This window comes from Enterobacter cloacae complex sp. CDL013, from assembly GCF_049238805.1.
Classification (GTDB): Bacteria; Pseudomonadota; Gammaproteobacteria; order Enterobacterales; family Enterobacteriaceae; genus Enterobacter; species Enterobacter hormaechei_C.
Window position 1 is genome coordinate 66,944 of the sequence record NZ_JBMKGT010000006.1, and the last position, 23,342, is coordinate 90,285.

General features: G+C 53.4%; 27 protein-coding genes and 1 pseudogene. 10 read left to right on the forward strand and 18 right to left on the reverse strand.

Going from position 1 to position 23,342, the window contains the following annotated elements; all coding sequences use genetic code 11:
* Nucleotides 1-219: 219 nt before the first annotated feature.
* The gene (nasR, locus tag ACOTXD_RS13235; protein ID WP_003856683.1) at nt 220-1,392 is read right to left on the reverse strand and encodes a nitrate regulatory protein NasR; all 1,173 of its coding nucleotides are present in this window, start codon (nt 1,390-1,392) and stop codon (nt 220-222) included.
* A gap of 73 nt (nt 1,393-1,465) precedes the next feature.
* Here nasR and ACOTXD_RS13240 point away from each other — a divergent pair, with 73 nt between their 5' ends.
* From ACOTXD_RS13240 to ACOTXD_RS13250, 3 genes are all read left to right on the forward strand, one after another.
* Nucleotides 1,466-1,819, forward strand: coding sequence for a DsrE/DsrF/TusD sulfur relay family protein (locus ACOTXD_RS13240; RefSeq protein WP_015570354.1), 354 nt, complete (start codon nt 1,466-1,468; stop codon nt 1,817-1,819).
* A gap of 106 nt (nt 1,820-1,925) precedes the next feature.
* A complete protein-coding gene (locus ACOTXD_RS13245; RefSeq protein WP_045351013.1) occupies nt 1,926-3,710 on the forward strand; it encodes a methyl-accepting chemotaxis protein in 1,785 nt (594 codons plus the stop codon).
* Between the two features lie 194 nt (nt 3,711-3,904).
* Nucleotides 3,905-4,144 (forward strand): hypothetical protein, encoded by a 240-nt coding sequence (locus ACOTXD_RS13250; protein ID WP_015570352.1) that lies wholly within the window; start codon nt 3,905-3,907, stop codon nt 4,142-4,144.
* A gap of 30 nt (nt 4,145-4,174) precedes the next feature.
* Here the strand turns inward: ACOTXD_RS13250 and ACOTXD_RS13255 are convergent, their stop codons facing one another.
* Nucleotides 4,175-4,870, reverse strand: a complete 696-nt coding sequence (locus ACOTXD_RS13255) for a gamma-glutamylcyclotransferase (protein ID WP_017384255.1) — start codon at nt 4,868-4,870, stop codon at nt 4,175-4,177.
* Nucleotides 4,871-5,046: 176 nt separating this feature from the next.
* On the reverse strand, nt 5,047-5,277 hold the full coding sequence (gene chaB / locus ACOTXD_RS13260) for a putative cation transport regulator ChaB (protein ID WP_003856674.1): 231 nt from the start codon (nt 5,275-5,277) through the stop codon (nt 5,047-5,049).
* Between the two features lie 268 nt (nt 5,278-5,545).
* Here chaB and chaA point away from each other — a divergent pair, with 268 nt between their 5' ends.
* Nucleotides 5,546-6,646 (forward strand): sodium-potassium/proton antiporter ChaA, encoded by a 1,101-nt coding sequence (chaA, locus tag ACOTXD_RS13265; RefSeq protein WP_003856672.1) that lies wholly within the window; start codon nt 5,546-5,548, stop codon nt 6,644-6,646.
* A 115-nt stretch (nt 6,647-6,761) separates the two neighbouring features.
* Here the strand turns inward: chaA and kdsA are convergent, their stop codons facing one another.
* From kdsA to hemA, 6 genes are read right to left on the reverse strand one after another with little or no spacing between them, the layout of a single operon-like run.
* Nucleotides 6,762-7,616 (reverse strand): 3-deoxy-8-phosphooctulonate synthase, encoded by an 855-nt coding sequence (kdsA, locus tag ACOTXD_RS13270; protein WP_032653866.1) that lies wholly within the window; start codon nt 7,614-7,616, stop codon nt 6,762-6,764.
* A gap of 36 nt (nt 7,617-7,652) precedes the next feature.
* The gene (gene sirB1, locus ACOTXD_RS13275; protein WP_003856670.1) at nt 7,653-8,462 is read right to left on the reverse strand and encodes an invasion regulator SirB1; all 810 of its coding nucleotides are present in this window, start codon (nt 8,460-8,462) and stop codon (nt 7,653-7,655) included.
* A 3-nt stretch (nt 8,463-8,465) separates the two neighbouring features.
* Entirely contained in the window at nt 8,466-8,858 is a 393-nt protein-coding gene (gene sirB2 / locus ACOTXD_RS13280; protein WP_003856669.1) for an invasion regulator SirB2, read from the reverse strand.
* Entirely contained in the window at nt 8,855-9,685 is an 831-nt protein-coding gene (prmC, locus tag ACOTXD_RS13285) for a peptide chain release factor N(5)-glutamine methyltransferase (RefSeq protein WP_061856462.1), read from the reverse strand. Before prmC ends, sirB2 begins: the two co-directional genes overlap by 4 nt.
* Nucleotides 9,685-10,767, reverse strand: coding sequence for a peptide chain release factor 1 (gene prfA / locus ACOTXD_RS13290; protein ID WP_003856667.1), 1,083 nt, complete (start codon nt 10,765-10,767; stop codon nt 9,685-9,687). Before prfA ends, prmC begins: the two co-directional genes overlap by 1 nt.
* A gap of 41 nt (nt 10,768-10,808) precedes the next feature.
* Entirely contained in the window at nt 10,809-12,065 is a 1,257-nt protein-coding gene (gene hemA, locus ACOTXD_RS13295) for a glutamyl-tRNA reductase (RefSeq protein ID WP_003856666.1), read from the reverse strand.
* A 201-nt stretch (nt 12,066-12,266) separates the two neighbouring features.
* On the opposite strand from hemA, the gene lolB reads away from it, so the two are divergent.
* The 4 genes from lolB to dauA all read left to right on the forward strand — a co-directional run bounded on the left by lolB (nt 12,267) and on the right by dauA (nt 16,621).
* Nucleotides 12,267-12,878, forward strand: coding sequence for a lipoprotein insertase outer membrane protein LolB (gene lolB / locus ACOTXD_RS13300; RefSeq protein WP_061856463.1), 612 nt, complete (start codon nt 12,267-12,269; stop codon nt 12,876-12,878).
* Nucleotides 12,875-13,744 (forward strand): 4-(cytidine 5'-diphospho)-2-C-methyl-D-erythritol kinase, encoded by an 870-nt coding sequence (ispE, locus tag ACOTXD_RS13305; RefSeq protein ID WP_045346354.1) that lies wholly within the window; start codon nt 12,875-12,877, stop codon nt 13,742-13,744. Before lolB ends, ispE begins: the two co-directional genes overlap by 4 nt.
* A gap of 125 nt (nt 13,745-13,869) precedes the next feature.
* Entirely contained in the window at nt 13,870-14,817 is a 948-nt protein-coding gene (gene prs, locus ACOTXD_RS13310; RefSeq protein WP_003856663.1) for a ribose-phosphate diphosphokinase, read from the forward strand.
* 124 nt (nt 14,818-14,941) lie between these two features.
* Nucleotides 14,942-16,621, forward strand: a complete 1,680-nt coding sequence (gene dauA, locus ACOTXD_RS13315) for a C4-dicarboxylic acid transporter DauA (protein WP_003856658.1) — start codon at nt 14,942-14,944, stop codon at nt 16,619-16,621.
* Here the strand turns inward: dauA and ACOTXD_RS13320 are convergent.
* Both ACOTXD_RS13320 and ychH read right to left on the reverse strand, forming a co-directional pair.
* The gene (locus ACOTXD_RS13320; protein WP_061856465.1) at nt 16,607-17,665 is read right to left on the reverse strand and encodes a MerR family transcriptional regulator; all 1,059 of its coding nucleotides are present in this window, start codon (nt 17,663-17,665) and stop codon (nt 16,607-16,609) included. The genes dauA and ACOTXD_RS13320 overlap by 15 nt on opposite strands.
* Before the next feature lie 119 nt (nt 17,666-17,784).
* Nucleotides 17,785-18,060 carry a stress-induced protein YchH gene (gene ychH / locus ACOTXD_RS13325; RefSeq protein WP_003856655.1) on the reverse strand — a complete coding sequence of 92 codons (276 nt, stop codon included), beginning with the start codon at nt 18,058-18,060 and terminating at the stop codon, nt 17,785-17,787.
* Nucleotides 18,061-18,334: 274 nt separating this feature from the next.
* On the opposite strand from ychH, the gene pth reads away from it, so the two are divergent.
* Both pth and ychF read left to right on the forward strand, forming a co-directional pair.
* Nucleotides 18,335-18,919, forward strand: a complete 585-nt coding sequence (pth, locus tag ACOTXD_RS13330) for an aminoacyl-tRNA hydrolase (protein WP_006810922.1) — start codon at nt 18,335-18,337, stop codon at nt 18,917-18,919.
* A 126-nt stretch (nt 18,920-19,045) separates the two neighbouring features.
* Nucleotides 19,046-20,140, forward strand: a complete 1,095-nt coding sequence (gene ychF, locus ACOTXD_RS13335; RefSeq protein WP_003856650.1) for a redox-regulated ATPase YchF — start codon at nt 19,046-19,048, stop codon at nt 20,138-20,140.
* Between the two features lie 49 nt (nt 20,141-20,189).
* Here ychF and ACOTXD_RS13340 read toward each other — a convergent pair.
* The 7 genes and pseudogenes from ACOTXD_RS13340 to ACOTXD_RS13370 all read right to left on the reverse strand — a co-directional run bounded on the left by ACOTXD_RS13340 (nt 20,190) and on the right by ACOTXD_RS13370 (nt 23,341).
* Nucleotides 20,190-20,480, reverse strand: a pseudogene (locus ACOTXD_RS13340) (YciI family protein).
* 100 nt (nt 20,481-20,580) lie between these two features.
* Entirely contained in the window at nt 20,581-20,946 is a 366-nt protein-coding gene (locus ACOTXD_RS13345; protein WP_003856647.1) for a hypothetical protein, read from the reverse strand.
* A 16-nt stretch (nt 20,947-20,962) separates the two neighbouring features.
* Complete coding sequence (locus ACOTXD_RS13350) at nt 20,963-21,343, reverse strand: hypothetical protein (RefSeq protein WP_022651375.1); 381 nt, start codon at nt 21,341-21,343, stop codon at nt 20,963-20,965.
* A 79-nt stretch (nt 21,344-21,422) separates the two neighbouring features.
* Nucleotides 21,423-21,899, reverse strand: coding sequence for a hypothetical protein (locus tag ACOTXD_RS13355; RefSeq protein ID WP_003856645.1), 477 nt, complete (start codon nt 21,897-21,899; stop codon nt 21,423-21,425).
* 26 nt (nt 21,900-21,925) lie between these two features.
* Complete coding sequence (locus tag ACOTXD_RS13360; protein ID WP_023314281.1) at nt 21,926-22,408, reverse strand: hypothetical protein; 483 nt, start codon at nt 22,406-22,408, stop codon at nt 21,926-21,928.
* A complete protein-coding gene (comJ, locus tag ACOTXD_RS13365; RefSeq protein ID WP_023314282.1) occupies nt 22,405-22,692 on the reverse strand; it encodes a competence protein ComJ in 288 nt (95 codons plus the stop codon). The genes ACOTXD_RS13360 and comJ overlap by 4 nt, the downstream gene beginning before the upstream one ends.
* A gap of 442 nt (nt 22,693-23,134) precedes the next feature.
* The gene (locus ACOTXD_RS13370; protein ID WP_022648388.1) at nt 23,135-23,341 is read right to left on the reverse strand and encodes a hypothetical protein; all 207 of its coding nucleotides are present in this window, start codon (nt 23,339-23,341) and stop codon (nt 23,135-23,137) included.
* Nucleotide 23,342: the final 1 nt, after the last annotated feature.

Below are 23,342 nucleotides of genomic sequence, written 5' to 3' on the forward strand. Positions count from 1 at the left end.
CTGAAAAAAGGCAAAAAAAAGCGCCCGACGGTGCTGAAGCACCGCTGGACGCCTTTATCCTGAAGACGCATGCACCGCCGTTGGCGCATCGTCGAAAATGGTTAATCTGTTAATGCAAAGGTAATGCCAGCTTTTCATCCCCGGCGTTACGGGGTTTCTGCAAGGAGAGCGCTGTTTTACGCACCTCAATCAGGCATGAATTGCCCACTGACTGTGCAACTACTCCCCAGGGGGTATCTTCCACAAATTTTTCACCGTAAGCAGCGCACGGGCGATATCCACCATGCGTTGGTTTTTATCCATCGCCATTTTGCGCAGGGCGGTCCACGCCTGCTCCTCGCTCATGTTCTGGTGCGTCATCAGCACGCTTTTGGCTTTGTCGATGGTCTTACGCTCCTCCAGCGTGTCGCGCAGGGAAGCAAGCTGACGGGAGAGTTGCTCAATTTCACGCGCCTGCTGGCGCACCAGCGGCAGCAGCGGTTTATCCGGAAATCGCGCCAGGATATCGTCGTGTTCATCGTCTGCGTGCAGGTTTTCGCTATAGCGGCGCTCCTCAACTGCCGTCATCAGATCGGCAATTGCCACCTCCTCCAGCGTGCGCAGGTGCTCAAGGCGCGCGGTTTGCAGGGCAAACCATTTGAGGGCGGTATCACCGTTATCTGCCGGAGGCTGGCGGGTGCACGCTTCACGCCTGAGTTTTTCAGTCTCCAGACCCGGCAGGCAGTTGAGGGTAAATGACTCCTGCACGTCTGGAGTGCAATGGGAGATAAAAACCTCAAAGCAGGCCTGCTGGCCATCAATGCGATCCACCAGCCGCTGGCGGGTTTCATCGTCAAAGAATCCCTGGGTGAAACCAATAGCCCCCAGCGCCCGCTCTTGTCCCACAAGTTCTTTGCCCTGCATCAGGCTGTAAAGGGCCACAAATCGGCCCGCGATGTGCGGATCGTCAATGCTGTCGCTGAGTTGGGGTACGATACTGAGCAAATGACGCAGTATGCGGCTGTAATGTTCCATCGCCTGCGGCGCGGTGACGCATTGACCTGTAACGCCATCACGCAGCGCCGTTAGCGTCTCAAGGCCGTGCAGTGCGCTGGCAATACGTTCGCACAGGGCGCTGCCCGGCAGCGGTTCGTTAAACTGAAGGTGCAATGCGGCGAGGTTTTCATCCACCAGGGCCCTGCTGGCCTTGCATTCAGGCGCGTACAATTTGCCCTGCGAGCAGAGCCAGACATTTGACGCACCGCGCTCGCACTGTAGCATATGCACCAGTCGACTGATGCCGTTCACCAGTGCGCCCAGCTGCGCCAGTCTGCCGAGCTGTTCCTCGCGCAACATTCTCGCACGCTGGAACCATTCGGTTGCGCCAGGGGAACTGCCAGCCACTATCGTCATCGTTTCTCTCCCCGATACGTATTCTTCGGTACGAGAAGCAATATTCGTGCCTTTTCAAAGAACAGGAGTCAACATGCAGAAGATTGTGATCGTCGCCAACGGTGCGGCCTACGGCAGTGAATCCCTTTTTAACAGCCTGCGCCTGGCAATCGCGCTGCGCGATAAGGAGAGTGAGCTGGAGCTGCGCCTCTTTTTGATGTCCGACGCCGTCACGGCCGGGCTGAAGGGGCAAAAACCCGCAGAGGGCTACAACATTCAACAAATGCTGGAGATCCTGACCGCGCAAAACGTTCCGGTCAAACTGTGCAAAACCTGTACCGACGGGCGCGGCATTACCGGGCTGCCGCTGATTGATGGCGTGGAAATTGGTACGCTGGTGGAGCTGGCTGAATGGACGCTTTCCGCCGATAAAGTATTAACTTTTTAATAATAACCCGCTAAAAATATTATTTTCTTATGGACGCGGTTTCAGCATCAAGTTTACCTGCACCGTTGCCGATAGGCATGGAAACAACACAGCAGGTATTACACTTATGTTCAGATCCATTCGCGCCCGCATCATTGCCGCGACGACAGGCTGTCTGGTCGTCGCCCTTCTTCTTAATACCATTATTAACTTTCAGGTCACGCGCCAGGATAACCAGCAGTCGCAGCGCGATATTCTGACCAGCACCAGCGCCAGCCACAACATGGCGATTGCCGACTGGGTGAACAGCAAAATAACCGTCATCACTTCGGCGCAGTCGGTCGCGCTCAGCGACGATCCGGTTCCGGTGTTTAAACAGCTTGCACTGGCGGGTGGATTTACCAACGTCTACGTGGGTTATGCCAGCAAAACGGCTAAATTTTCTGACCCAACCGGGGTGCCCGCTGATTACGATCCCACCCTTCGCCCGTGGTATCAGCAGGTCGTCAGCGCTGATGGCCCGGTAGTGACTGCACCCTATGTGGATGCGGGCACCGGGAAACTGGTGGTGACGTTCGCGGTACCCGTTAAAGAGCAAGGCGCCCTGAAAGCGGTGGTGGCGGGCGATGTGGCAATGGACAGCGTGGTGGCTAACGTGCGCGGTATTCACCCGACTCCGGCCAGCAGTGGACTGCTTTTGGACAGCAACGGCACCGTAATTGCCGGCAGCGATCCTGCGCTGACGCTTAAGCCGTTTACTGAAACGATCAAAGGGACCGATTTTGCCACTCTGAAAAGCGGCAACCTGGTTGACGGAACGTCAAACGGACGCGAAAAAACGTTCCTGGCCACCGCCGTGCCGGGGACGCACTGGCTGCTGGTTGTGGCGCTTGATAACGGCGATGCCACCGCCGGGATGCGCTCATTGCTTAAAGCATCTGCACTGTCGCTGGCAATCCTCGCCCTGCTGAGCGGAGCCCTCATGCACCTCCTGATTGCCCGCCTGCTTAAGCGGCTGTTCGGTATCCGTGACGCGATGAACAACATTGCCAACGGTACTAACGATCTGTCGCAGCGTCTGCCGGATAAGGGGGGCGATGAAGTGGCGCAAATCGCGCAGGCGTTTAACGCCTTCAGCGATAAGCTTTCTGTGGTGATGGTCCAGCTGCGTGATGCGAGCGCCTCAGTGAAAAACGCCGCGCATGAGATTGCGGCGGGTAATCAGGATCTTTCCGGGCGTACCGAGCAGGCGGCATCAAGCCTTCGCGAAACCGCCAGCGCCGTGGAAGAGATCACGGCCTCCGTTACGCAGTCAAACGAGTCGGCAGCAGAAGCGAACGAACAGGCGAGCAAGGCCTCTGCCGCCGCATCCCGCGGCGGCGACGTCGTCGCTCAGGCCATCAGCACCATGCAGTCCATCGAACTGGCTTCCGCGAAAATCGGCGATATCACCAGCGTCATTGACGGCATCGCCTTCCAGACCAATATCCTGGCGCTTAACGCCTCGGTGGAAGCGGCGCGTGCCGGGGAACAAGGCCGTGGGTTCGCGGTCGTTGCGGGGGAAGTACGTAACCTGGCCAGCCGCAGCGCTCAGGCGGCGAAAGAGATCAAATCCCTTATTGATTCCACCACCGAAAGCGTAGCAACCGGCTCCCGGTTTGTGCACCTTGCGGGCGACAGCATGGATGAGATCCGCGCCAGCGTCGGGAGCGTGTCTGGCATTATGCGTGAAATATCTATTGCCACCCGCGAGCAGATGAAAGGGATCCATGAGATTAACCACGCGGTGACTCACCTGGATCGCATGGTGCAGCAGAACGCCGAGCTTGTTGTACAGTCTGCTGCGGCGGCCAGCGCGCTGCAAAGCCAGGCGGGCGACCTTGCTGAGACCGCTGGCCATTTCCGCATATAATTTTTCCCGGGCGCGCGTTAAGCAGGGTAAACGCGCGTCCGCTGAAAGGTTTCAGGGATTTTGTCATTTTTGTTTAATCGTTGCGCCATTTTTTGATCGAAATCAGCATCCCACCCCTGCCCCTTTGGTGTTATGCAATGAGTAAATTGTGAACAACATCACGCTCGGGATGGGCAAAAACGACGGGGTATAAAATGGCACGAGTTAAAACGAGTCTGAAACTGTTTGGCGGGGATACGGTAGTGGTACGTTGCTCAGAGCGTTGCCGCATCCATCTGATGAGTACAAAAGGACAGAAGCAATCGCAGGCAGATATCCTTACCGTCCAGGACGATAAGGCCTGGCTGACGGTGCCTTACACCGGCACCTGGGATGTGCTGATCGACAGCCACAGCCAGTCGCTCGAACATTCCGTAAGTTACGTGGCGGCATAACCATAAACGCCCGGCCAGCCGGGCGTATTATCAGGCAAAACCCGGCCGCAGCGTATTGCTGAGCGGGTTCCCTTCCAGCAGCGCTTTCACCTTCACCACCAGCTCACTCAGACAGTCGTCCTGCATACCGAGACGCGTCAGCTCCTGATCGAGCGAGAAAAGGTACTGGGCGTTAGTGCCCAGCGGTCCGCTGGCGGCGGCAATCAGCGGGGCAATCACCTGGGTTCGGGTGTCGGCTTCATACAGCGGGTGGCGCGGATCCATAATGAACACCAGCGCGTTGACGGTGCGGCCGTCATCCAGTTCCAGCTTGCACCAGCTGGGCATATAGCAGCCGGTGATCATCTCGCGCTTCCACAGCAGCGTCAGCTCATCTTCCAGCGTGGTATCCGGCAGCCGGTATGCCACGCCCGTGGTGCGCCCGCCCTCTTTTAGTGCAAGCATGCGTCCTGGCTGACACGCGCTGCCGCGTCCGGCGGTCAGGCGCAAACAGAAGGCGCGGTGCCAGCCAGGCAGCGTTCCGGTTGCCGATTCAACAAATTCGAGCGCCGGGTTCCACATCAGCGAGCCGTAACCAAAGATCCAGACCGGGCCATCATCCGGGCGGCAGGCCAGCGTTGCCGCAAGCGACGCCGCACGTTGTTCAGCCGACCACAGAAGCGATTCCTCAATAGCACCAAATGCCGTCTTACAATCTGCCTTCATCAAGAAATCACGCGTTAACACATTCCACCTCCGCCACTGCATGCTTCCTTGCGACATCTGTAATTCGCCTTCCCGGCATTCTGTGCTGTTCATTTTAACAGCAGTTGAGCAACGATAAGCAATTCGCGGGCCAGATGCAATACAGCGGCAGGTCAACCGCCTGAAATGTCAAAAGGGAGGCAGCGTATTATTCGCGGCTATTTCTTTTTGTGCCATTTATCATCGTCCCCTTTCTCATAGTCATTTTTTACGGCGGCCCAGGCCACCTTATGGGCCGTCTCTTCGCGGCTGGCATCGTCCCGGCGATCTTCTTTATCTTTGTACTGATCCCAGGCGCTGTTAAAGGCTTCTTTGTAGATATCCTGGGCGTGGGCAGGCAATACGTTTTGCACGTTATCTGGTAATTCGCTTTTCGATTTGTATGGCATCGTTAACCTCTCTTTTGGCTAAAAGATAAGTGTGGACGACGATACGCGAGGGTGCCAGCCAACAGAAAGAAATGAACAATATAAAAATGCAAGTCATTGTTATTAAATTAATATTTAACAGAGATAGGACATTATAAGCCTCAGGCATAAAAATTATAATAAAGGGTAAAACTAAGTAAAAAATACAGGGTATTTAACAGATTTCTGTTAGTTTAATACCTTTAAAATCTATCTATAATTACAAGCACCTGCATTGTTGGAGAAACACATGACAGCAACACACGAGGCGGTGAAAACCCGCCACAAGGAGACCTCTCTCATTTTCCCGGTTCTGGCACTGGCTGTGCTGCTCTTCTGGGGAAGCAGTCAGTCATTGCCAGTGGTTGTGGGGATCAATATTCTGGCTCTGGTGGGTATTTTAACCAGCGCATTTAGCGTGGTACGCCATGCGGATGTTTTAGCCCACCGTCTTGGAGAGCCGTATGGGTCATTAATTTTAAGCCTTTCGGTTGTGATTCTTGAAGTCAGTCTCATTTCCGCATTAATGGCCACCGGCGACGCCGCGCCAACGCTAATGCGCGATACGCTCTATTCCATCATTATGATTGTTACCGGCGGCCTGGTCGGTTTTTCACTTTTATTAGGTGGTCGCAAATTTGCCACCCAGTACATGAACCTTTTTGGCATTAAACAGTACCTGATTGCCCTGTTCCCGCTGGCGATTATTGTGCTGGTATTCCCGATGGCGCTGCCGGGTGCAAATTTCACCACCGGCCAGGCGCTGCTGGTGGCGCTGATTTCCGCGGCGATGTACGGCGTGTTCCTGCTGATCCAGACCAAAACGCACCAGAGCCTGTTTGTTTACGAGCATGAAGACGACGGTGACGACGATGACCCGCATCACGGTAAGCCGTCGGCTCACAGCAGCGCGTGGCACACGGTTTGGCTGATCGTGCATCTGATTGCCGTTATTGCGGTCACCAAGATGAATGCGAACCCGCTGGAGGCGCTGTTAACTGAACTGAACGCGCCGGTCGCCTTTACCGGTTTCCTGGTGGCCCTGTTGATCCTGTCGCCAGAAGGCCTGGGAGCGCTGAAAGCGGTGCTCAATAATCAGGTGCAGCGGGCGATGAATCTGTTCTTTGGCTCTGTTCTGGCGACCATCTCCCTTACCGTTCCGGTGGTGACGTTGATTGCCTTTATGACGGGAAATGAATTGCAGTTTGCGCTGGGTGCGCCAGAGATGATTGTGATGGTGGCATCCTTGCTGCTGTGCCAGATTTCCTTCTCCACCGGCCGCACCAATGTGCTGAACGGCGCGGCGCATATGGCGCTGTTTATTGCGTATCTGATGACGATATTTGCGTAGCCTTTTTGCCCAGCGGCGCTTCGCTTGCAGGGCCTACGGGTTTTGTAGGCCGGGTAAGCGCAGCGCCACCCGGCAATATGCTCCATAAAAAAACCCGCCGAAGCGGGTTTTTTTATTAGTTGCTGGTATCCAGCTCGTCGAAGCTCTTCACCAGATCGTCAATCGCTTTGATCTGTTTCAGGAACGGCTCCAGCTTATCCAGCGGCAGCGCGGATGGACCGTCGCATTTCGCGTTAGCCGGATCCGGGTGCGCTTCAATAAACAGACCCGCCAGGCCGGTTGCCATACCGGCGCGCGCCAGTTCGGTCACCTGCGCACGACGCCCGCCAGATGCGGCGCCAAACGGGTCGCGGCATTGCAGGGAGTGGGTCACGTCGAAAATCACCGGAGACTGGTTAGAGACGTTCTTCATCACGGTGAAGCCCAGCATATCCACAACCAGGTTGTCATAACCGAAGTTTGAACCACGGTCGCACAGGATCACCTGGTCGTTACCGCCTTCGATAAACTTGTCAACGATGTTACCCATCTGGCCTGGGCTCACGAACTGCGGTTTTTTCACGTTAATCACAGCACCGGTTTTCGCCATCGCTTCTACCAGGTCAGTCTGGCGAGCGAGGAACGCCGGAAGCTGAATCACGTCTACCACATCAGCCACGGGCTGTGCCTGAGACGCTTCGTGCACGTCGGTGATCACTTTCACGCCAAACGTCTGTTTCAGCTCCTGGAAAATCTTCATCCCCTCTTCCAGGCCCGGGCCACGGTATGAGTGAATGGAGGAGCGGTTGGCTTTGTCAAAAGAGGCTTTAAACACGTACGGGATGCCCAGTTTTTGGGTCACGGTCACGTAGTGTTCGCAGATGCGCATAGCGAGATCGCGGGATTCCAGCACGTTCATACCGCCAAACAGCACGAACGGCAGGTCGTTTGCCACGTTGATATCACCAATGCTAACCACTTTTTGTTTCATAGGATCGCCTTATTCAGGTGTGAATCGGAATTAAGATTAATGCAGTGTAATGTGTTTATGCGCGATCGCGTTGATCTGCGCGCGGATCATCTCGCTGATCGGGTCTTCCGGACATTGTTCGACGAAATAATTTAAATCATTCAGCGCCACGTGCTCGCAGTCGAGCTGCGCATAAATCAGGCCGCGGTCGCGGATTTCGTACGGATCTTCCGGATTGAACTGCAACAGCACTTCGCTTGCGCGCAGGGCCAGCTCCATCTGACGCTCTTCCATCAGCGCAGACTTCAGCGTATCCAGGAGCTTGCGGATCACTTCGGCGTTATCGGCTTCATCGAGATCTTCATTGAACAGCTCAGCTATCGGGCTGATGTTGCCTTTCAGCCAGACATCCAGCGTATGCTCATCCAGCGTGTCGCCGTTAAACGGATTGATTAACCACATCTCACCGTCCAGCCACTCCGCCCGCAAAATCATCTGCGTCGGGAAAATGACCGGCACCAGTGGAATCTCCAGCTCGTGCGCAACCCACAGTAAAATGGCGCCCAACGCGACGGCGCTGCCCTGACGATTTTTCAACACCTGGTCCAGCCACAGTGCGTCAGACAGGCGGTACACGCCTCGCGTGTCGCAGAAACCCCATTCGCCGTAGAAAAGCTCAATCAGCTTCTCTAATTGCCAGTCCTGCGGACGTGCCTGATTGATCTCTTCGCGCGCCAGGCTGACCAGATTCTCCAGTTCAGCGTAAACGTACTGTGACGTAAAATCGTCGCGGATCATCTCTGAAATCAGGATCATACCATCGCAGAGCGGCACTTTGTTAAATTCGAAATCGGCTAAGGACCTCATGACTTACCCCAGTAACGGTATTCTTGTGGTGGCGAGTTTAATGATGATGTACAGCACCACCAGACCCAGCAAAAAGGCGATAAACCCTGTCTGCTGGCTGCGCGGACGATGACGCCCAAGCGCGATAAAACCCAAAACGATGTAGATGATAACGCCAAACAGCTTTTCAGTCAGCCATGCGCCTTTATCAGTAAATGGCAGATAGCCGGTCTTCCACATTAACCCGGCTCCGGAAAGGAACAGCACCGTGTCGATACAGTGCGGGGCGATGCGTACCCAGCGGGCGTTAATCAGCGGATTGTTGTTGTAGCGCCACCAGTAGCGGGCAATAAAAAAGCCAATGGTCAGGGCAACGGAAACCAGGTGAACGGAGATCAGCAGCGTAAACAGGCTCATGACCGCTGCCCCAGCGTCAGACGTTCATTGCCGCCGTAATCCCGGCAGGTTTCCACGGCAGCGTATCCGGCATGCGTAAACAGCGCTCGCACCGCCTCTCCCTGCGTCCAGCCATGTTCCACCAGCAGCCAGCCACCGGGAAGCAAATGTTGCCGTGACGTTGTCACAATGTGATCGAGATCCGCAAGTCCCTGATTCGCAGCGACCAGCGCGGTCAAGGGTTCAAAACGCACGTCCCCCTGCGCGAGATGCGGATCGTCTTCGTCGATGTAGGGCGGATTGCTGACAACCATTTCAAACATGCGGCTTTCAAGCGCGGCAAACCAGCTGCTTTGCAGAACGGAAACATTGTTCAGCCCCAGCCGTTTAACGTTGCGCCGCGCGAGGGCGACCGCATCAGGCATCACGTCTACCGCCGTCACGGTGCAGTCTGGCCGCTCGCTGGCAAGCGCCAGCGCAATCGCCCCGGTGCCGGTGCCGAGATCGAGGATCTGACACGGCTGCGCTGGTAACCGCGCCAGCGCCTGCTCCACCAGACACTCGGTGTCCGGGCGCGGGATCAGCGTGGCCGCTGAGACGTACAGTGGAAGGGACCAGAACTCGCGCTCGCCAACCAGATGCGCCACCGGCTCGCCGGTTTTACGGCGGGCAAGCAGCGTCTCCAGCTGCGATTGCTGTTCAGCGGTCAGCGCGGTTTCGCCGAAAGCCAGCAGATACGTGCGGGCTTTACCCGTCACATGCTCAAGCAGAATTTCGGCGTCGCGCTTCGGGCTTTCACTTGCGGAAAGCTCACTGGCGGCATGGCGTAACCAGCGCTGAAAATCCATTAATCCTGCTCGGACAGTGCCGCCAGCTGGTCGGCCTGGTATTCCTGCACGATAGGCTCAATCAGCATATCGAGCTTGCCTTCCATTGCCTCATCCAGACGGTACAGCGTCAGGTTGATGCGGTGGTCGGTTACGCGCCCCTGCGGGAAGTTATAGGTGCGGTTACGATCGCTACGGTCGCCGCTGCCCAGCAGGTTACGGCGGGTAGAGGCTTCCGCCTGCTGGCGTTTCGCCATTTCCGCCGCGTGGATACGGGCGCCCAGCACGGATAACGCCTTAGCTTTGTTCTTGTGCTGGGAACGTTCATCCTGACACTCAACCACAATCCCGGTGGGCAGGTGAGTAATACGGATAGCGGAGTCGGTGGTGTTAACGTGCTGACCACCTGCCCCTGAAGAGCGGAAGGTGTCGATGCGCAGATCCGCCGGGTTGATATCCGGCAGTTCCGCTTCCGGCAGCTCCGGCATCACCGCCACCGTACAGGCCGAGGTATGAATGCGCCCCTGCGATTCCGTCGCAGGCACGCGCTGCACGCGGTGACCGCCGGATTCAAATTTCAGTCGACCGTACACGCCGTCACCGCTGATTTTGGCGATAACCTCTTTGTAGCCGCCATGCTCGCCTTCGTTGGCGCTCATGATCTCCACGCGCCAGCGACGGGATTCGGCATAACGGCTGTACATACGGAACAGATCCCCGGCGAACAGCGCCGCTTCGTCGCCGCCGGTACCGGCGCGGACTTCCACAAAGGCGTTACGCTCATCGTCCGGATCTTTCGGCAGCAGAAGCACCTGAAGCTGCTGCTCCATCTCTTCTGAACGCGCTTTCGCATCCTGTAACTCTTCCTGCGCCATCTCGCGCATCTCAGGATCGTCGAGCATCATCTGCGCGGTTTCGATATCTTCCTGGACCTGTCGCCAGTCGGTAAAGCATTTTGAAACATCACTTAACTGCGCGTATTCACGCGACAGCGCGCGAAAACGTTCCTGGTCGGCAATGGTCCCGGCATCGCCGAGCAGCGCCTGGACTTCTTCATGGCGCTCGTGCAGAGCTTCCAGTTTAGCGACGATAGAAGGCTTCATAGGCGTAAATGCACCTTGTCTTAGAAAATGGGTATAGGGCGCTATTCCAGCCCGAGGCTGTTGCGCAGAATTGTCAGGCGTTCATCGTCCCCGTCACGGGCAGCCTGCTGAAGAGATTTGGTTGGGGCATGGATCAGGCGGTTGGTCAGTTTCCAGGCCAGATCCTGCATAATCGCCTGCGCGTCGCCGCCCTGTTCAAGGGCCGCTAACGCTTTGGCCGTCAGGTCATCACGCACCTGCTCCGCCTGACCGCGGTATTCGCGGATGGTCTCGCTGACGCTTTGCGCGCGCAGCCAGGCCATAAATTCGCTGGTTTCCTGCTCAACGATAGTTTCCGCCTGCACAGCCGCCGCCTTACGCTGGGCAAGGTTGTGCGAAATGATGCTTTGCAGGTCATCCACGCTGTACAGGTAGGCGTTCGCCAGTTTGCCCACTTCCGGTTCGACATCACGCGGAACGGCGATATCCACCAGCAGCATCGGCTGATTGCGGCGGGATTTCAGCGCACGCTCGACCATCCCTTTCCCGATAATCGGCAGCGGGCTGGCGGTAGAGCTGATAATAATGTCCGCCTCTTTCAGACGTTCATCGATGTCGCTCAACGCAATCACCTCAGCGCCCACTTCATCTGCCAGCACCTGTGCACGTTCGCGGGTGCGGTTGGCGATGATCATCTTCTTCACCTTGTGTTCGCGAAGATGGCGCGCCACCAGCTCGATGGTTTCGCCCGCCCCCACCAGCAGTACGGTGACGGTCGACAGCGATTCGAAGATTTGACGGGCAAGGGTACAGGCCGCGAAAGCAACCGAAACCGCACTGGCGCCAATGTCGGTTTCGGTTCGCACACGCTTCGCCACGGAAAATGACTTCTGGAACATTCGTTCAAGTTCGCTGGCTTTCAGATGCCCTTTCTGGGAATCCGCGAAGGCTTTTTTCACCTGGCCGAGGATCTGCGGCTCGCCCAGCACCAGCGAATCCAGACCGCTGGCCACGCGCATCAGATGGCTGACCGCATCATTATCCTGATGCCAGTACAGGCTGTTGCGCAGCTCTTCTTCGTTGAGGTTGTGGTAGTCACATAGCCAGCGGATCAGCGCCTCGTGCAAGTTGTCCTGCTCCTCCACGCTTAAATAGAGCTCGGTACGGTTGCACGTCGACAGCACCACGCCACCCTGCACCATCGGCTGTGCAAGCAGGCTGTCCAGCGCCAGGTCGAGCGTATCCGGCGAAAACGTAACGCGTTCTCGCAGTGAAACCGGGGCCGTTTTGTGGTTAATACCGAGTGCTAATAGGGTCATGTTGAGCGGGAGTAGTACCAGCGTTAATAAGGTTAGCAGGACGCATCATACAGGATGCGCGAGATCAATAAAAGAGACTGCCCCCTTTCGGAGTAATAGCTTACGCCACGCTTTGAGATAATTTGAACGTAGACGGTGGCACCCTTCAACGCTAGCATTAACAGTTATAACTGCAACGTATCTCAAGGATTTGTCATCATTATGACCCGAATGATTCGCCTGCTGCCTCTGGCGGCCCTGGTTCTGACCGCCTGTTCCATTCATCAGCCGAAAGGCCCGGGCAAAAGCCCTGACTCACCGCAGTGGCGCCAGCACCAGCAGGACGTGCTGAAATTAAGCCAGTATCAGACCCGCGGTGCATTTGCTTATCTCTCTGACGAGCAAAAAGTTTACGCTCGCTTCTTCTGGCAGCAAACGGGTCAGGACAACTATCGCCTGCTGCTGCTGAACCCGCTGGGCAGCACCGAACTGGAGCTGAACGCGAAGCCTGGCGAAGCGCAGATTACCGATAACAAAGGCCAGCACTACACGGCAACCGACGCCGAAGAGATGATTGGCAAGCTGACCGGGATGCCGATTCCGCTCAATAGTCTGCGCCAGTGGATCCTTGGCCTGCCGGGTGACGCAACCGACTACACGCTCGACGATCAATACCGTCTGAGCCAGGTAAATTACACTCAGGGCGGTAAAACCTGGAAAGTGGTGTACAGCGCGTATGACAGCAAGACTCAACCGTCGCTGCCGTCCAATATGGAGCTGACGCAGGATAGCCAGCGTATCAAGCTGAAAATGGACAACTGGATCGTTAAATGATGACCCACTGGCCCTCTCCCGCAAAACTGAACCTGTTTCTCTACATTACCGGACAGCGCGCTGACGGCTATCACACCCTGCAAACGCTGTTTCAGTTTGTCGATTACGGCGACACGATCTCCATCGAACCGCGTCAGGACGGGCAGATTCACCTGCTGACGCCGGTCGACGGCGTGGCGCATGAGGATAACCTGATCGTGCGCGCTGCTCGCCTTCTGATGAAAACGGCGTCGTCGTCGGGTCGTCTGCCAGCGGGAAGCGGTGCGGATATCCGTATCGACAAACGCCTGCCAATGGGCGGCGGTCTTGGTGGCGGTTCATCGAACGCCGCGACCGTACTGGTGGCGCTTAACCACCTCTGGGACTGCGGTCTGACGACGGACGAACTGGCAGCGTTAGGATTGACGCTGGGCGCCGATGTACCGGTGTTTGTGCGCGGCCACGCGGCGTTCGCTGAAGGTGTCGGTGAAATCCTCACGCCGGTCGATCCGCCGGAAAAATGGTATCTGATCGTTCACCCCGGCGTGAGCATTCCTACCCCGGTCATCTTTAAAGATCCTGACCTGAAAAGAAATACCCCGGCACGGTCAATAAAAACGTTATTAAATTGTGAATTCAGCAACGATTGCGAGGATATCGCAAGAAAACGTTTTCGCGAGGTTGATGCGGTGCTTTCCTGGCTGTTAGAATACGCGCCGTCGCGCCTGACCGGTACAGGGGCCTGTGTCTTTGCTGAATTTGACACCGAAACCGCCGCCCGTCAGGTGCTTGAGCAAGCGCCGGTTTGGCTGCATGGTTTTGTAGCGCGCGGGATGAACATCTCCCCCCTACAGCAGGCCATTCTGGCGCAGACTGAGTTTCGGTGACAACGTCACCCTGTTCCAGACGTTGCATCGCGCTCTTTAATACACCGCCTGGATAGCGTTTGCTTAGGCCCCGCAGTTTGCGGCGAACGCTATCCACCACTGGACGCATGCCTGAGGTTCTTCTCGTGCCTGATATGAAGCTTTTTGCTGGTAACGCCACCCCGGAACTAGCACAACGTATTGCCAACCGCCTGTACACTTCCCTCGGCGACGCCGCTGTAGGTCGCTTTAGCGACGGCGAAGTCAGCGTACAAATTAATGAAAATGTACGCGGTGGTGATATTTTCATCATCCAGTCCACCTGTGCTCCAACGAATGACAACCTGATGGAATTGGTTGTTATGGTCGACGCGCTGCGTCGTGCTTCTGCTGGCCGTATCACTGCTGTTATTCCTTACTTTGGCTATGCACGTCAGGACCGTCGCGTCCGTTCCGCGCGTGTGCCAATCACCGCTAAAGTTGTCGCTGACTTCCTGTCCAGCGTCGGCGTTGACCGCGTACTGACGGTTGACCTGCACGCAGAGCAGATTCAGGGCTTCTTCGACGTGCCGGTTGATAACGTATTCGGCAGCCCAATCCTGCTGGAAGACATGCTGCAACTGAATCTGGACAACCCGATTGTGGTTTCTCCGGACATCGGCGGCGTGGTACGTGCTCGTGCTATCGCAAAGCTGCTGAACGATACCGACATGGCGATCATCGACAAACGCCGTCCGCGCGCTAACGTTTCTCAGGTGATGCACATCATCGGTGACGTGGCTGGCCGTGACTGCGTGTTGGTGGACGACATGATCGATACCGGCGGTACACTGTGTAAAGCCGCTGAAGCGCTGAAAGAGCGTGGTGCGAAACGCGTATTCGCTTACGCCACTCACCCGATCTTCTCCGGCAATGCGGTAAACAACCTCCGTAACTCCGTCATTGACGAAGTTGTGGTGTGCGATACCATTCCACTGAGCGACGAGATCAAAGCGCTGCCAAACGTGCGTACGTTGACTCTGTCCGGGATGCTGGCCGAAGCGATTCGTCGTATCAGCAACGAAGAATCCATCTCTGCAATGTTCGAACACTGATCGAACACGGCCAAAAAACCCGCTACGGCGGGTTTTTTTGTTTATAGTATTTATTTGTATGACTTATGCCTCCTTCACCTGCCATTCATATGACAGATGATGCGCACACGGATGATAGATAATTGTGAAAAAAGTAACCTCCTCACATGTTCTGCCCTTTCGCGCCCTCATCGACGCCTGCTGGAAAGAGAAATACACGTCGTCACGCTTTGTTCGTGACCTGATAGCCGGGATCACCGTCGGGATTATTGCCATCCCGCTGGCGATGGCGCTGGCGATTGGTAGCGGCGTCGCGCCGCAGTACGGGCTGTACACCTCGGCCGTTGCGGGGATTGTGATTGCGCTGACGGGCGGGTCCCGCTTCAGCGTCTCCGGCCCGACGGCCGCCTTTGTGGTGATCCTCTACCCGGTTTCCCAACAGTTTGGTCTGGCAGGCCTGCTGGTTGCCACCCTGATGTCCGGCATCTTTTTAATTCTGTTTGGTCTGGCCCGCTTTGGTCGCCTGATTGAATATATTCCCCTTTCCGTAACGCTGGGGTTCACCTCTGGGATTGGGATCACCATCGGAACCATGCAGATCAAGGATTTCCTCGGCCTGCAAATGGCCCATGTTCCGGAGCACTATTTACAGAAAGTGGGCGCGCTGTTTATGGCGTTGCCGACGGCCAACCTGGGCGATGCAGCCATTGGCATCGTTACCCTCGGCACACTCATCGTCTGGCCTCGCTTAGGTATTCGTCTCCCGGGGCATCTCCCCGCTCTGCTGCTGGGCTGCGCGGTGATGGGCGTCGTCAACCTGCTCGGTGGACAGGTCGCCACCATTGGCTCCCAGTTCCACTATGTTCTGGCGGACGGCTCACAGGGCAGCGGCATTCCGCAGCTGCTGCCGCAGCTGGTTCTGCCGTGGGACATGCCGGGTTCCAGCTTTACCCTGAGCTGGGATTCCCTTCGCGCTCTGCTGCCTGCCGCGTTCTCCATGGCCATGCTGGGCGCAATCGAATCCCTGCTCTGCGCCGTCGTGCTCGACGGCATGACCGGCACTAAGCATAAAGCCAATAGCGAGCTGGTCGGCCAGGGCTTAGGGAACATCGTTGCACCGTTCTTCGGCGGTATTACTGCTACGGCTGCGATTGCCCGTTCCGCCGCGAACGTACGTGCGGGCGCGACATCACCGGTTTCGGCGGTCATTCACTCCCTGCTGGTAATCATGGCGCTGCTGATCCTTGCCCCGCTGCTTTCATGGCTTCCGCTCTCTGCCATGGCTGCGTTGCTGCTGATGGTGGCCTGGAACATGAGTGAGGCGCATAAGGTGGTTAACCTGCTGCGCCGCGCGCCGAAAGACGACATTATCGTGATGCTGATCTGCATGTCGCTGACCGTGCTGTTCGATATGGTTATCGCTATCAGCGTCGGCATAGTGCTGGCCTCGCTGCTGTTTATGCGCCGCATCGCGCAGATGACGCGTCTCTCCCCGGTTAACGTTGAGGTGCCTGACGATGTGCTGGTGCTGCGCGTGATTGGTCCGCTGTTCTTCGCCGCAGCGGAAGGTTTGTTCAGCGATCTGGAATCCCGCATCGCGGGCAAACGGATTGTGGTGCTGAAGTGGGATGCCGTCCCGGTGCTGGATGCCGGCGGTCTGGATGCCTTCCAGCGCTTTGTTGCCCGCCTGCCGGAAGGCTGCGAGCTGCGGATAAGTAACCTCGAATTCCAGCCCCTGCGCACCATGGCGCGCGCAGGCGTGCAGCCGATCCCTGGCCGATTGTCCTTCTACCCTAACCGTGAAGCTGCATTAGCGGATCTGTGAGTCATCTGATGCAGAGACGCGTCTTTGCATCATCACCCCGATCGCCTGCTGGAGCCATTCAAGCACGGCAGGCGTCATCCACGTGCCTTTCATCAGATGCGGCTCCTGCTGCATGGCGAGGCGAAATTTTTGCTGGGTCTGCGGGTTTGTTCCCGCATAGGACTGGAATAAAACCAGCCACTTTTCTGCCAGCTTTTGCGCATCGTCAGAAACGGGACTGAGATTATCTCGCTGCGCCTGATGCAGCTTCGCCACCAGCGGCGGCCACTCCATCATCCGGTCAAAGTAGTGCGCCCGGGTAAAGGCCATCTCTTCGGCAGTGAGATATTTCTTCCAGATGCTGAGCTTTGATTCGGCAAACGCCCGCGTGATGTAATCAGTTATCTCCGGCGTAATGCCGGTTTGCTCCTGCATCTGCGGCTCCACGCTGTGCATCTCGTTCAGGCGGGTCAAAAATTCCGGTTTGCCTGCGGTATCCTGCTCCAGGCGTTCCATCCACCGTGAAGCCAAATCGGTCGCCCGCGCGTCCGTGACGCTGACGTTCTGTTCCAGCAAGTGTTTAACCTCCGTCACCAGCCCCGACCAGATATCCGCCAGCGCCTCTTTCTCTACCGCAAACGGCAGTTGCTGCAACTCTTCTTTGCTAAACCAGCGATCGTACATATTCATTAACTCCAGAGTCTGTAGCCAGGATTCCAGATCCGGCGTCGCATCGTCGGTCAGCCCGGTACGCAATTCCACCAGCCGGTTGCGCAGCGTATGGATGCTACGCAGTTGCTTGTCCAGCAGAGTGATTTGCCCGTCGAGTAATTCGGCTAATGACAGCGAACGCTGTTTCAGAAAATCCCTGATTTCGGCAAGCTCCAGCCCGGCTTTTGCCAGCGCCTGGATCATATGCAGACGCTGCACATCCGCCAGGTTATAAAGCCGGTAGCCTGCCGCGCTTCTGGCAGAAGGTAACAACAGCCCTGTTTGCTCGTAGTGATGCAAAGTCCGCACGGTGATCCCGGCACGTTTCGCCAGTTCACCCACCTGTATCAACATAACGGCTCCTTTTGTTCTGCCAGTGTCGTTACTCTGGAGCCTTACGTTACGTGAGGGTCAATGCGTCATGCAAAAAAAACGACTTCAGATGAAGTCGTTTCGGTGTTCTTTATGGGGCACTAGCTATGCTTGCGCTGGTCGCGGCGGCATCGTTTATCGTAATGGCGCACCCACCAGTATTTATCGCAGACTTCCTCATGTCCGCTCACGCGCGCCCCGGCGAGCCACAATACCGCACCTAGGAAGATACTCAGCACCGCGCCATGCGCAAAGTATTGTGGGAGGTCAAGCTGCGGTAATTGGTTTAAGATTGAATAACCGACACCGGCGACCATCACGAACAGTCCCAACCCCATTAGCACGTTACCGAGCATTGAAGCGTTTTTGCGTTTCATATGTCACCTCCGGAACTTTGGGTTGTCAGGGGAAAAGCCCCTTCTCCTTGTGTGTAAAGTATAGACAACGCCTCTTATATGAGTTGCGTGAATGATCACATTTACAGATCACTCCCGGACAAAAATTTACAAATAAGACATTGAACAGCTTGAAATTCTAATTGTTCAAAGAGGAAATTATTCGCATTTCGGTGTACCGCAGGCAGAACTTTGTCAAGCGGCGCGCCAGACAGTAAACTACGCGCCAGATCTGGAACCCATTAGGAAGTAAATTGTGACGATTAAACTGATTGTCGGCCTCGCCAATCCGGGCGCAGAGTATGCCGCTACCCGCCATAACGCCGGTGCCTGGTATGTTGATCTGCTGGCGGAGCGTTTGCGCGCTCCCCTGCGTGAAGAACCCAAGTTTTACGGGTATACCTCACGCATCAATCTTGCGGGTGCTGACGTGCGGTTGCTGGTGCCAACCACCTTTATGAACCTGAGCGGCAAAGCCGTGGCGGCCATGGCAACGTTTTATCGCATCAATCCGGATGAGATTCTGGTGGCCCACGACGAACTGGACCTGCCGCCAGGCGTGGCGAAATTCAAACTGGGCGGCGGTCATGGCGGCCACAATGGCCTTAAAGACATCATCAGCAAACTGGGTAATAACCCTAATTTCCACCGTTTGCGCGTGGGAATCGGCCATCCGGGCGATAAAAACAAAGTTGTTGGTTTCGTACTGGGTAAACCACCGGTTTCTGAGCAGAAGTTGATTGACGAAGCGGTGGACGAAGCGGCCCGCTGCACCGAGATTTGGCTTCAGGATGGCCTGACAAAAGCCACCAATCGACTGCACGCTTTCAAAGCGCAATAATCGGCGCCCTGGGGCTTTTTTACCGCGCGTCGCGCGGGTTACGTGTATAATAGGCGTAGTTATTTACTTTTCTTCAATCGGTTATCGTTAACGGATTGATTATCAAGATATTAAGGTGATTTAGAAATGGGATTCAAATGCGGTATCGTCGGTCTGCCAAACGTGGGCAAATCCACCCTGTTCAACGCGCTCACCAAAGCAGGTATTGAAGCGGCGAACTTCCCGTTCTGTACCATCGAGCCGAACACCGGTGTTGTTCCTATGCCCGATCCGCGTCTGGACCAGCTCGCGGAAATCGTGAAGCCGCAGCGCATTCTGCCAACCACCATGGAGTTCGTGGACATCGCGGGCCTGGTAAAAGGCGCTTCCAAAGGTGAAGGCCTGGGCAACCAGTTCCTGACCAACATCCGTGAAACCGAAGCGATCGGCCACGTTGTGCGCTGCTTCGAGAACGACAACATTATCCACGTTAACAACAAAGTGGATCCGGCTGACGACATCGACGTCATCAACACCGAGCTGGCCCTCTCTGACCTCGACACCTGCGAGCGCGCCATTCACCGCGTGCAGAAGAAAGCCAAAGGCGGCGACAAGGACGCGAAAGCGGAACTGGCTGCGCTGGAAAAATGTCTGCCACAGCTGGAAAATGCCGGCATGCTGCGCGCGCTGAAAAACCTGACTGACGAAGACAAAGCGGCGATCAAATACCTGAGTTTCCTGACCCTGAAGCCAACCATGTACATCGCCAACGTTAACGAAGACGGTTTCGAGAACAACCCGTATCTGGACAAAGTGCGTGAAATTGCCGCGGCTGAAGGTTCTGTAGTGGTTGCGGTTTGCGCTGCCGTTGAATCTGATATTGCAGAGCTGGACGACGCCGACCGTGAAGAGTTCATGGCCGAGCTGGGTCTGGAAGAGCCGGGCCTGAACCGCGTGATCCGCGCGGGCTATGAGCTGCTGAACCTGCAAACCTACTTCACCGCTGGCGTAAAAGAAGTGCGTGCGTGGACCATCCCTGTGGGTGCGACCGCGCCTCAGGCGGCTGGTAAGATCCACACCGACTTCGAGAAAGGCTTCATTCGTGCGCAGACTATCGCGTTTGAAGACTTCATCACCTACAAGGGTGAGCAAGGCGCGAAAGAAGCAGGCAAGATGCGTGCGGAAGGGAAAGATTACATCGTTAAAGATGGCGACGTGATGAACTTCTTGTTTAACGTTTGATTTGAATGAAAAAAATCCACGCTTTGGCGTGGATTTTTTTATTGTGAGGTTAAAACACATTGTCTAAGAGATCAGTTTTCATGCTGGAATCTAAGGGAATGATTTCGGCAGACACAAGCCTAACGCCTGAAAAGAGCCCTCGCGCTAGCGCTCTTTAAGAGATGCAGGACTCTCAGATTTAGCGAGAATGACCCCACCAGTTCTTGGGATCCGTCTTCCGGAAGTCAGAAATATCCCCTCTGAATACCCTTTTTTAGTCACTCAACATGAGAAGGTATCGTTGCGTCAACCTCCTCAAGGGGTTTATATACGTCAATATGACAATGTAAACCGTAGTCATCTTTTTCCTCGTAGCCTTTTTTAAACTGCTTGATATAACTGCTGATACAGTTCCTTTTTTGCCACCGGTTATAGTTATCATTTTTTTGGCGCTTTTGAACTTAATACGCAGGGCCCGATTGAGACAACACGTTACGCTTCATATCCCAGGAATAAAACCAATCATGCCAGCCATTTTTTTTTGCTGGATAGCTACAGACAACGATCACTTCCTTTGACAGGTTGAATGTTAAGTAATAGAAAGTCGCACCTTCAGGAGGGGCAGACCAAAATAGTTTTTCGCCCTGCACATTGAAGATGGTCAAAACGGTTGGTAATGGCTTAGGCTCGCTTAACACAAAGACTAACTGGCGTGTTAAGTCGACCAATGCATAGCTTAAAAATGGCACACTAACAAGTATGTTACTTTCACCACACGCCCATTGAAGCAGGTCTTTTTCTTTAATACAAATGAGATTTTCAATCATTGGTAAACCTCAACGTTTAAAGTTTGATCTGCTTCAAATCACCTTCAAAAAGCCCCACAAGATATACCCGGTATCGGGCTGGCTGCACTTCTTTATACGTTAATATAGCGGAAAACTCTTTTAAACACTTTGAACATGTGTTTTTCGAAACATCTAATTGGCTTTCATCATAGCTATATTTCTTATGTTCACTATCAAGCTTCACACCTCTCATTTTCTTAACCAAAAAGCATTTTACCTCTTCTGTGAGCGTGTCAAACTCATATGAGTTTACGATAGAGTAGACTATTACCCCCTCGCATTCAGGGCATGTTATTTCCTTTCCATACTCTATGAAATCATTGTCAATGCCATCAAGGACTAATAACTTCTTTTTCAGTCGATTAGTAAGTTTCATTATTTAAATTTTAAGTTTATCAATAAAAAAGTAAGGCTATAAGAAATGGAGGATTTTATTAATCATTAACATCATTTAGTCAAACATTCCATTCTATATAAACACCACAATCGAAGCTTTTTTCATTAGACTGTACAACAATATTTCCCCATTCATGCCTCCATTGAAATCCATATGGGGGATTGTTAATTTTAAGATTAGGCTTTGATGTAATTTCATTCTCAACCCATACTGTCAAACGCTGCTGCTCATCCGATAAATTACTCAGACTAGCCCTTTTATCCCAATCCTCTAACGTTTTATAAAAACTTCCATCCTTACTAGTAAGGAATAATGATGGAGAAAAAGAAAATGCTGAAGGCCTCAGTTCCAAAATGAAAACTTGATCTTTCCATTTAACATTATCGATAGCGAAATAAAAAGGACCTACTGTAGTCAATGGCGAGAAAAACTTGTAAAATGCGGAATTTTTAAAAGTATCAACATCTTTTAATTCGATGGGGTAGTTGTTAATTTCTACAAATCCAGTATGAACATCAAGTTTCATTTCTAACATATCTAAACCACCTTTTTTGGAAGTGACTACTTTATATTCCAAACTATATATACCCCATGATTAAATGACTTTGTCTCATATGAGACTGAAACCCGCCCCCACTCAAAGTTCCACCTAATGATGTCTGTTTCCGTGGTATCAGGCGTGTCCAGGTTCAGTGATTCTTTCAGCCAATCAGACAGGCTTTTCACTGATTCATTTAGCATGTGAACATTAGTTCGTGCATTCCAATCATTTAATGATTTATAGTATTGACTATTTTTATCAACAAGATGAAGCATAAAATGAAAACCATAGCACACCGGGCGTATAGTAACTTGAAATTCTTTATCGAAAAACATTACTGAGTCAACAAGGTAGTGATTCGACATATTTTTATTTACAGCTTTGCGTTTTACTAATTCGTGGTATAAATCACACTTACAAAAGCCTTCTTCAGTATCTATTTTTAAAGGAAGACCATCAAGGTTTAGCTCACCGGTAATCGGGTTGAATTTAAATTCAATCATGCGACCTGAAGCTTATTTTTATTTGTAATAAAAAATGGCACTACAATGCAGCGTTGAGCAGTTTCATCTAATATAAAAGAATTATCTATTTTGATATTGACGTTGGCTCCAAATGCGTCCTCTGGTAATGGGTCGAATATAACATAATCTTTGTGAAGAACAGCACCTTGAGAAACATTGCCTTTTCCCCAGTAATTCAGCTTTTCGTCATAGTCTCTGGATCGTAACAACATTTGACTATGTGAAATCAGTAGCTCAACTATTTGTATTTTTTTATCATTCATTACATTACCTCGATTTTTATTATCGTTCTACCGATAATGTGGGGTCAGTCCATTAAAAATAAAATGCTTGTGAAATTCTTTAAGGGGTTAATGATTAGCTGTAATATGAAAACTGATAGGGGAAGCACCCTTCCCCTGCTGCTCAAACTTTGAGCAGCATGTTAGTAACAAGCGCAAACCCTGAAACCCCCATTATAGTTTAATTAGGATATTCGGCAACAACTAACCGCCTGATTTAGTCCTCTCCATTATACAAATCACCAGCATAATTAAATATTTTCAATTATTTTTTCTGTGAGATCAGCGTAACTAATAATTTCCTAAACGCCACTGCTGATATTTTGATTGCCGGTAAAGATAATTTTCATCTCTTTACCGAGCCATTCCCAACCAAAAAAATATAAAAACGAACGGAAAAATAAATCCCCCACGTAATTATCTGTCAACAAAAATAAAAGTAAATATCCCGTATTAAATCTCCATCAACTTCATCAACAGTTCTGGTTTTGATTTTATTAAAGTCAGCTAAAATACCTTTCACTGGCACAGTAGACTTTGATATATCATCATAAAATGCTTTTTGTTGACTTTCCGGAACATATTTTTTTATTAAAAAAACAAGATTCTTTCGTAACTCTTCATCTGTCATC

Bases quoted from the DNA above. Each gene is read 5' to 3' on its own strand.
- nasR (WP_003856683.1), bottom strand. From the start codon at position 1,392: ATGACGATAGTGGCTGGCAGTTCCCCTGGCGCAACCGAATGGTTCCAG.
- ACOTXD_RS13240 (WP_015570354.1), top strand. From the start codon at position 1,466: ATGCAGAAGATTGTGATCGTCGCCAACGGTGCGGCCTACGGCAGTGAA.
- prfA (WP_003856667.1), bottom strand. From the start codon at position 10,767: ATGAAGCCTTCTATCGTCGCTAAACTGGAAGCTCTGCACGAGCGCCAT.
- ACOTXD_RS13360 (WP_023314281.1), bottom strand. From the start codon at position 22,408: ATGATTGAATTTAAATTCAACCCGATTACCGGTGAGCTAAACCTTGAT.
- prmC (WP_061856462.1), bottom strand. From the start codon at position 9,685: ATGGATTTTCAGCGCTGGTTACGCCATGCCGCCAGTGAGCTTTCCGCA.
- lolB (WP_061856463.1), top strand. From the start codon at position 12,267: ATGACCCGAATGATTCGCCTGCTGCCTCTGGCGGCCCTGGTTCTGACC.
- ispE (WP_045346354.1), top strand. From the start codon at position 12,875: ATGATGACCCACTGGCCCTCTCCCGCAAAACTGAACCTGTTTCTCTAC.
- ACOTXD_RS13350 (WP_022651375.1), bottom strand. From the start codon at position 21,343: ATGAAACTTACTAATCGACTGAAAAAGAAGTTATTAGTCCTTGATGGC.
- hemA (WP_003856666.1), bottom strand. From the start codon at position 12,065: ATGACCCTATTAGCACTCGGTATTAACCACAAAACGGCCCCGGTTTCA.
- chaB (WP_003856674.1), bottom strand. From the start codon at position 5,277: ATGCCATACAAATCGAAAAGCGAATTACCAGATAACGTGCAAAACGTA.
- kdsA (WP_032653866.1), bottom strand. From the start codon at position 7,616: ATGAAACAAAAAGTGGTTAGCATTGGTGATATCAACGTGGCAAACGAC.
- ychF (WP_003856650.1), top strand. From the start codon at position 19,046: ATGGGATTCAAATGCGGTATCGTCGGTCTGCCAAACGTGGGCAAATCC.
- ACOTXD_RS13355 (WP_003856645.1), bottom strand. From the start codon at position 21,899: ATGTTAGAAATGAAACTTGATGTTCATACTGGATTTGTAGAAATTAAC.
- ychH (WP_003856655.1), bottom strand. From the start codon at position 18,060: ATGAAACGCAAAAACGCTTCAATGCTCGGTAACGTGCTAATGGGGTTG.
- sirB2 (WP_003856669.1), bottom strand. From the start codon at position 8,858: ATGAGCCTGTTTACGCTGCTGATCTCCGTTCACCTGGTTTCCGTTGCC.
- ACOTXD_RS13250 (WP_015570352.1), top strand. From the start codon at position 3,905: ATGGCACGAGTTAAAACGAGTCTGAAACTGTTTGGCGGGGATACGGTA.
- ACOTXD_RS13345 (WP_003856647.1), bottom strand. From the start codon at position 20,946: ATGATTGAAAATCTCATTTGTATTAAAGAAAAAGACCTGCTTCAATGG.
- ACOTXD_RS13370 (WP_022648388.1), bottom strand. From the start codon at position 23,341: ATGACAGATGAAGAGTTACGAAAGAATCTTGTTTTTTTAATAAAAAAA.
- sirB1 (WP_003856670.1), bottom strand. From the start codon at position 8,462: ATGAGGTCCTTAGCCGATTTCGAATTTAACAAAGTGCCGCTCTGCGAT.
- ACOTXD_RS13245 (WP_045351013.1), top strand. From the start codon at position 1,926: ATGTTCAGATCCATTCGCGCCCGCATCATTGCCGCGACGACAGGCTGT.
- ACOTXD_RS13320 (WP_061856465.1), bottom strand. From the start codon at position 17,665: ATGTTGATACAGGTGGGTGAACTGGCGAAACGTGCCGGGATCACCGTG.
- chaA (WP_003856672.1), top strand. From the start codon at position 5,546: ATGACAGCAACACACGAGGCGGTGAAAACCCGCCACAAGGAGACCTCT.
- comJ (WP_023314282.1), bottom strand. From the start codon at position 22,692: ATGAATGATAAAAAAATACAAATAGTTGAGCTACTGATTTCACATAGT.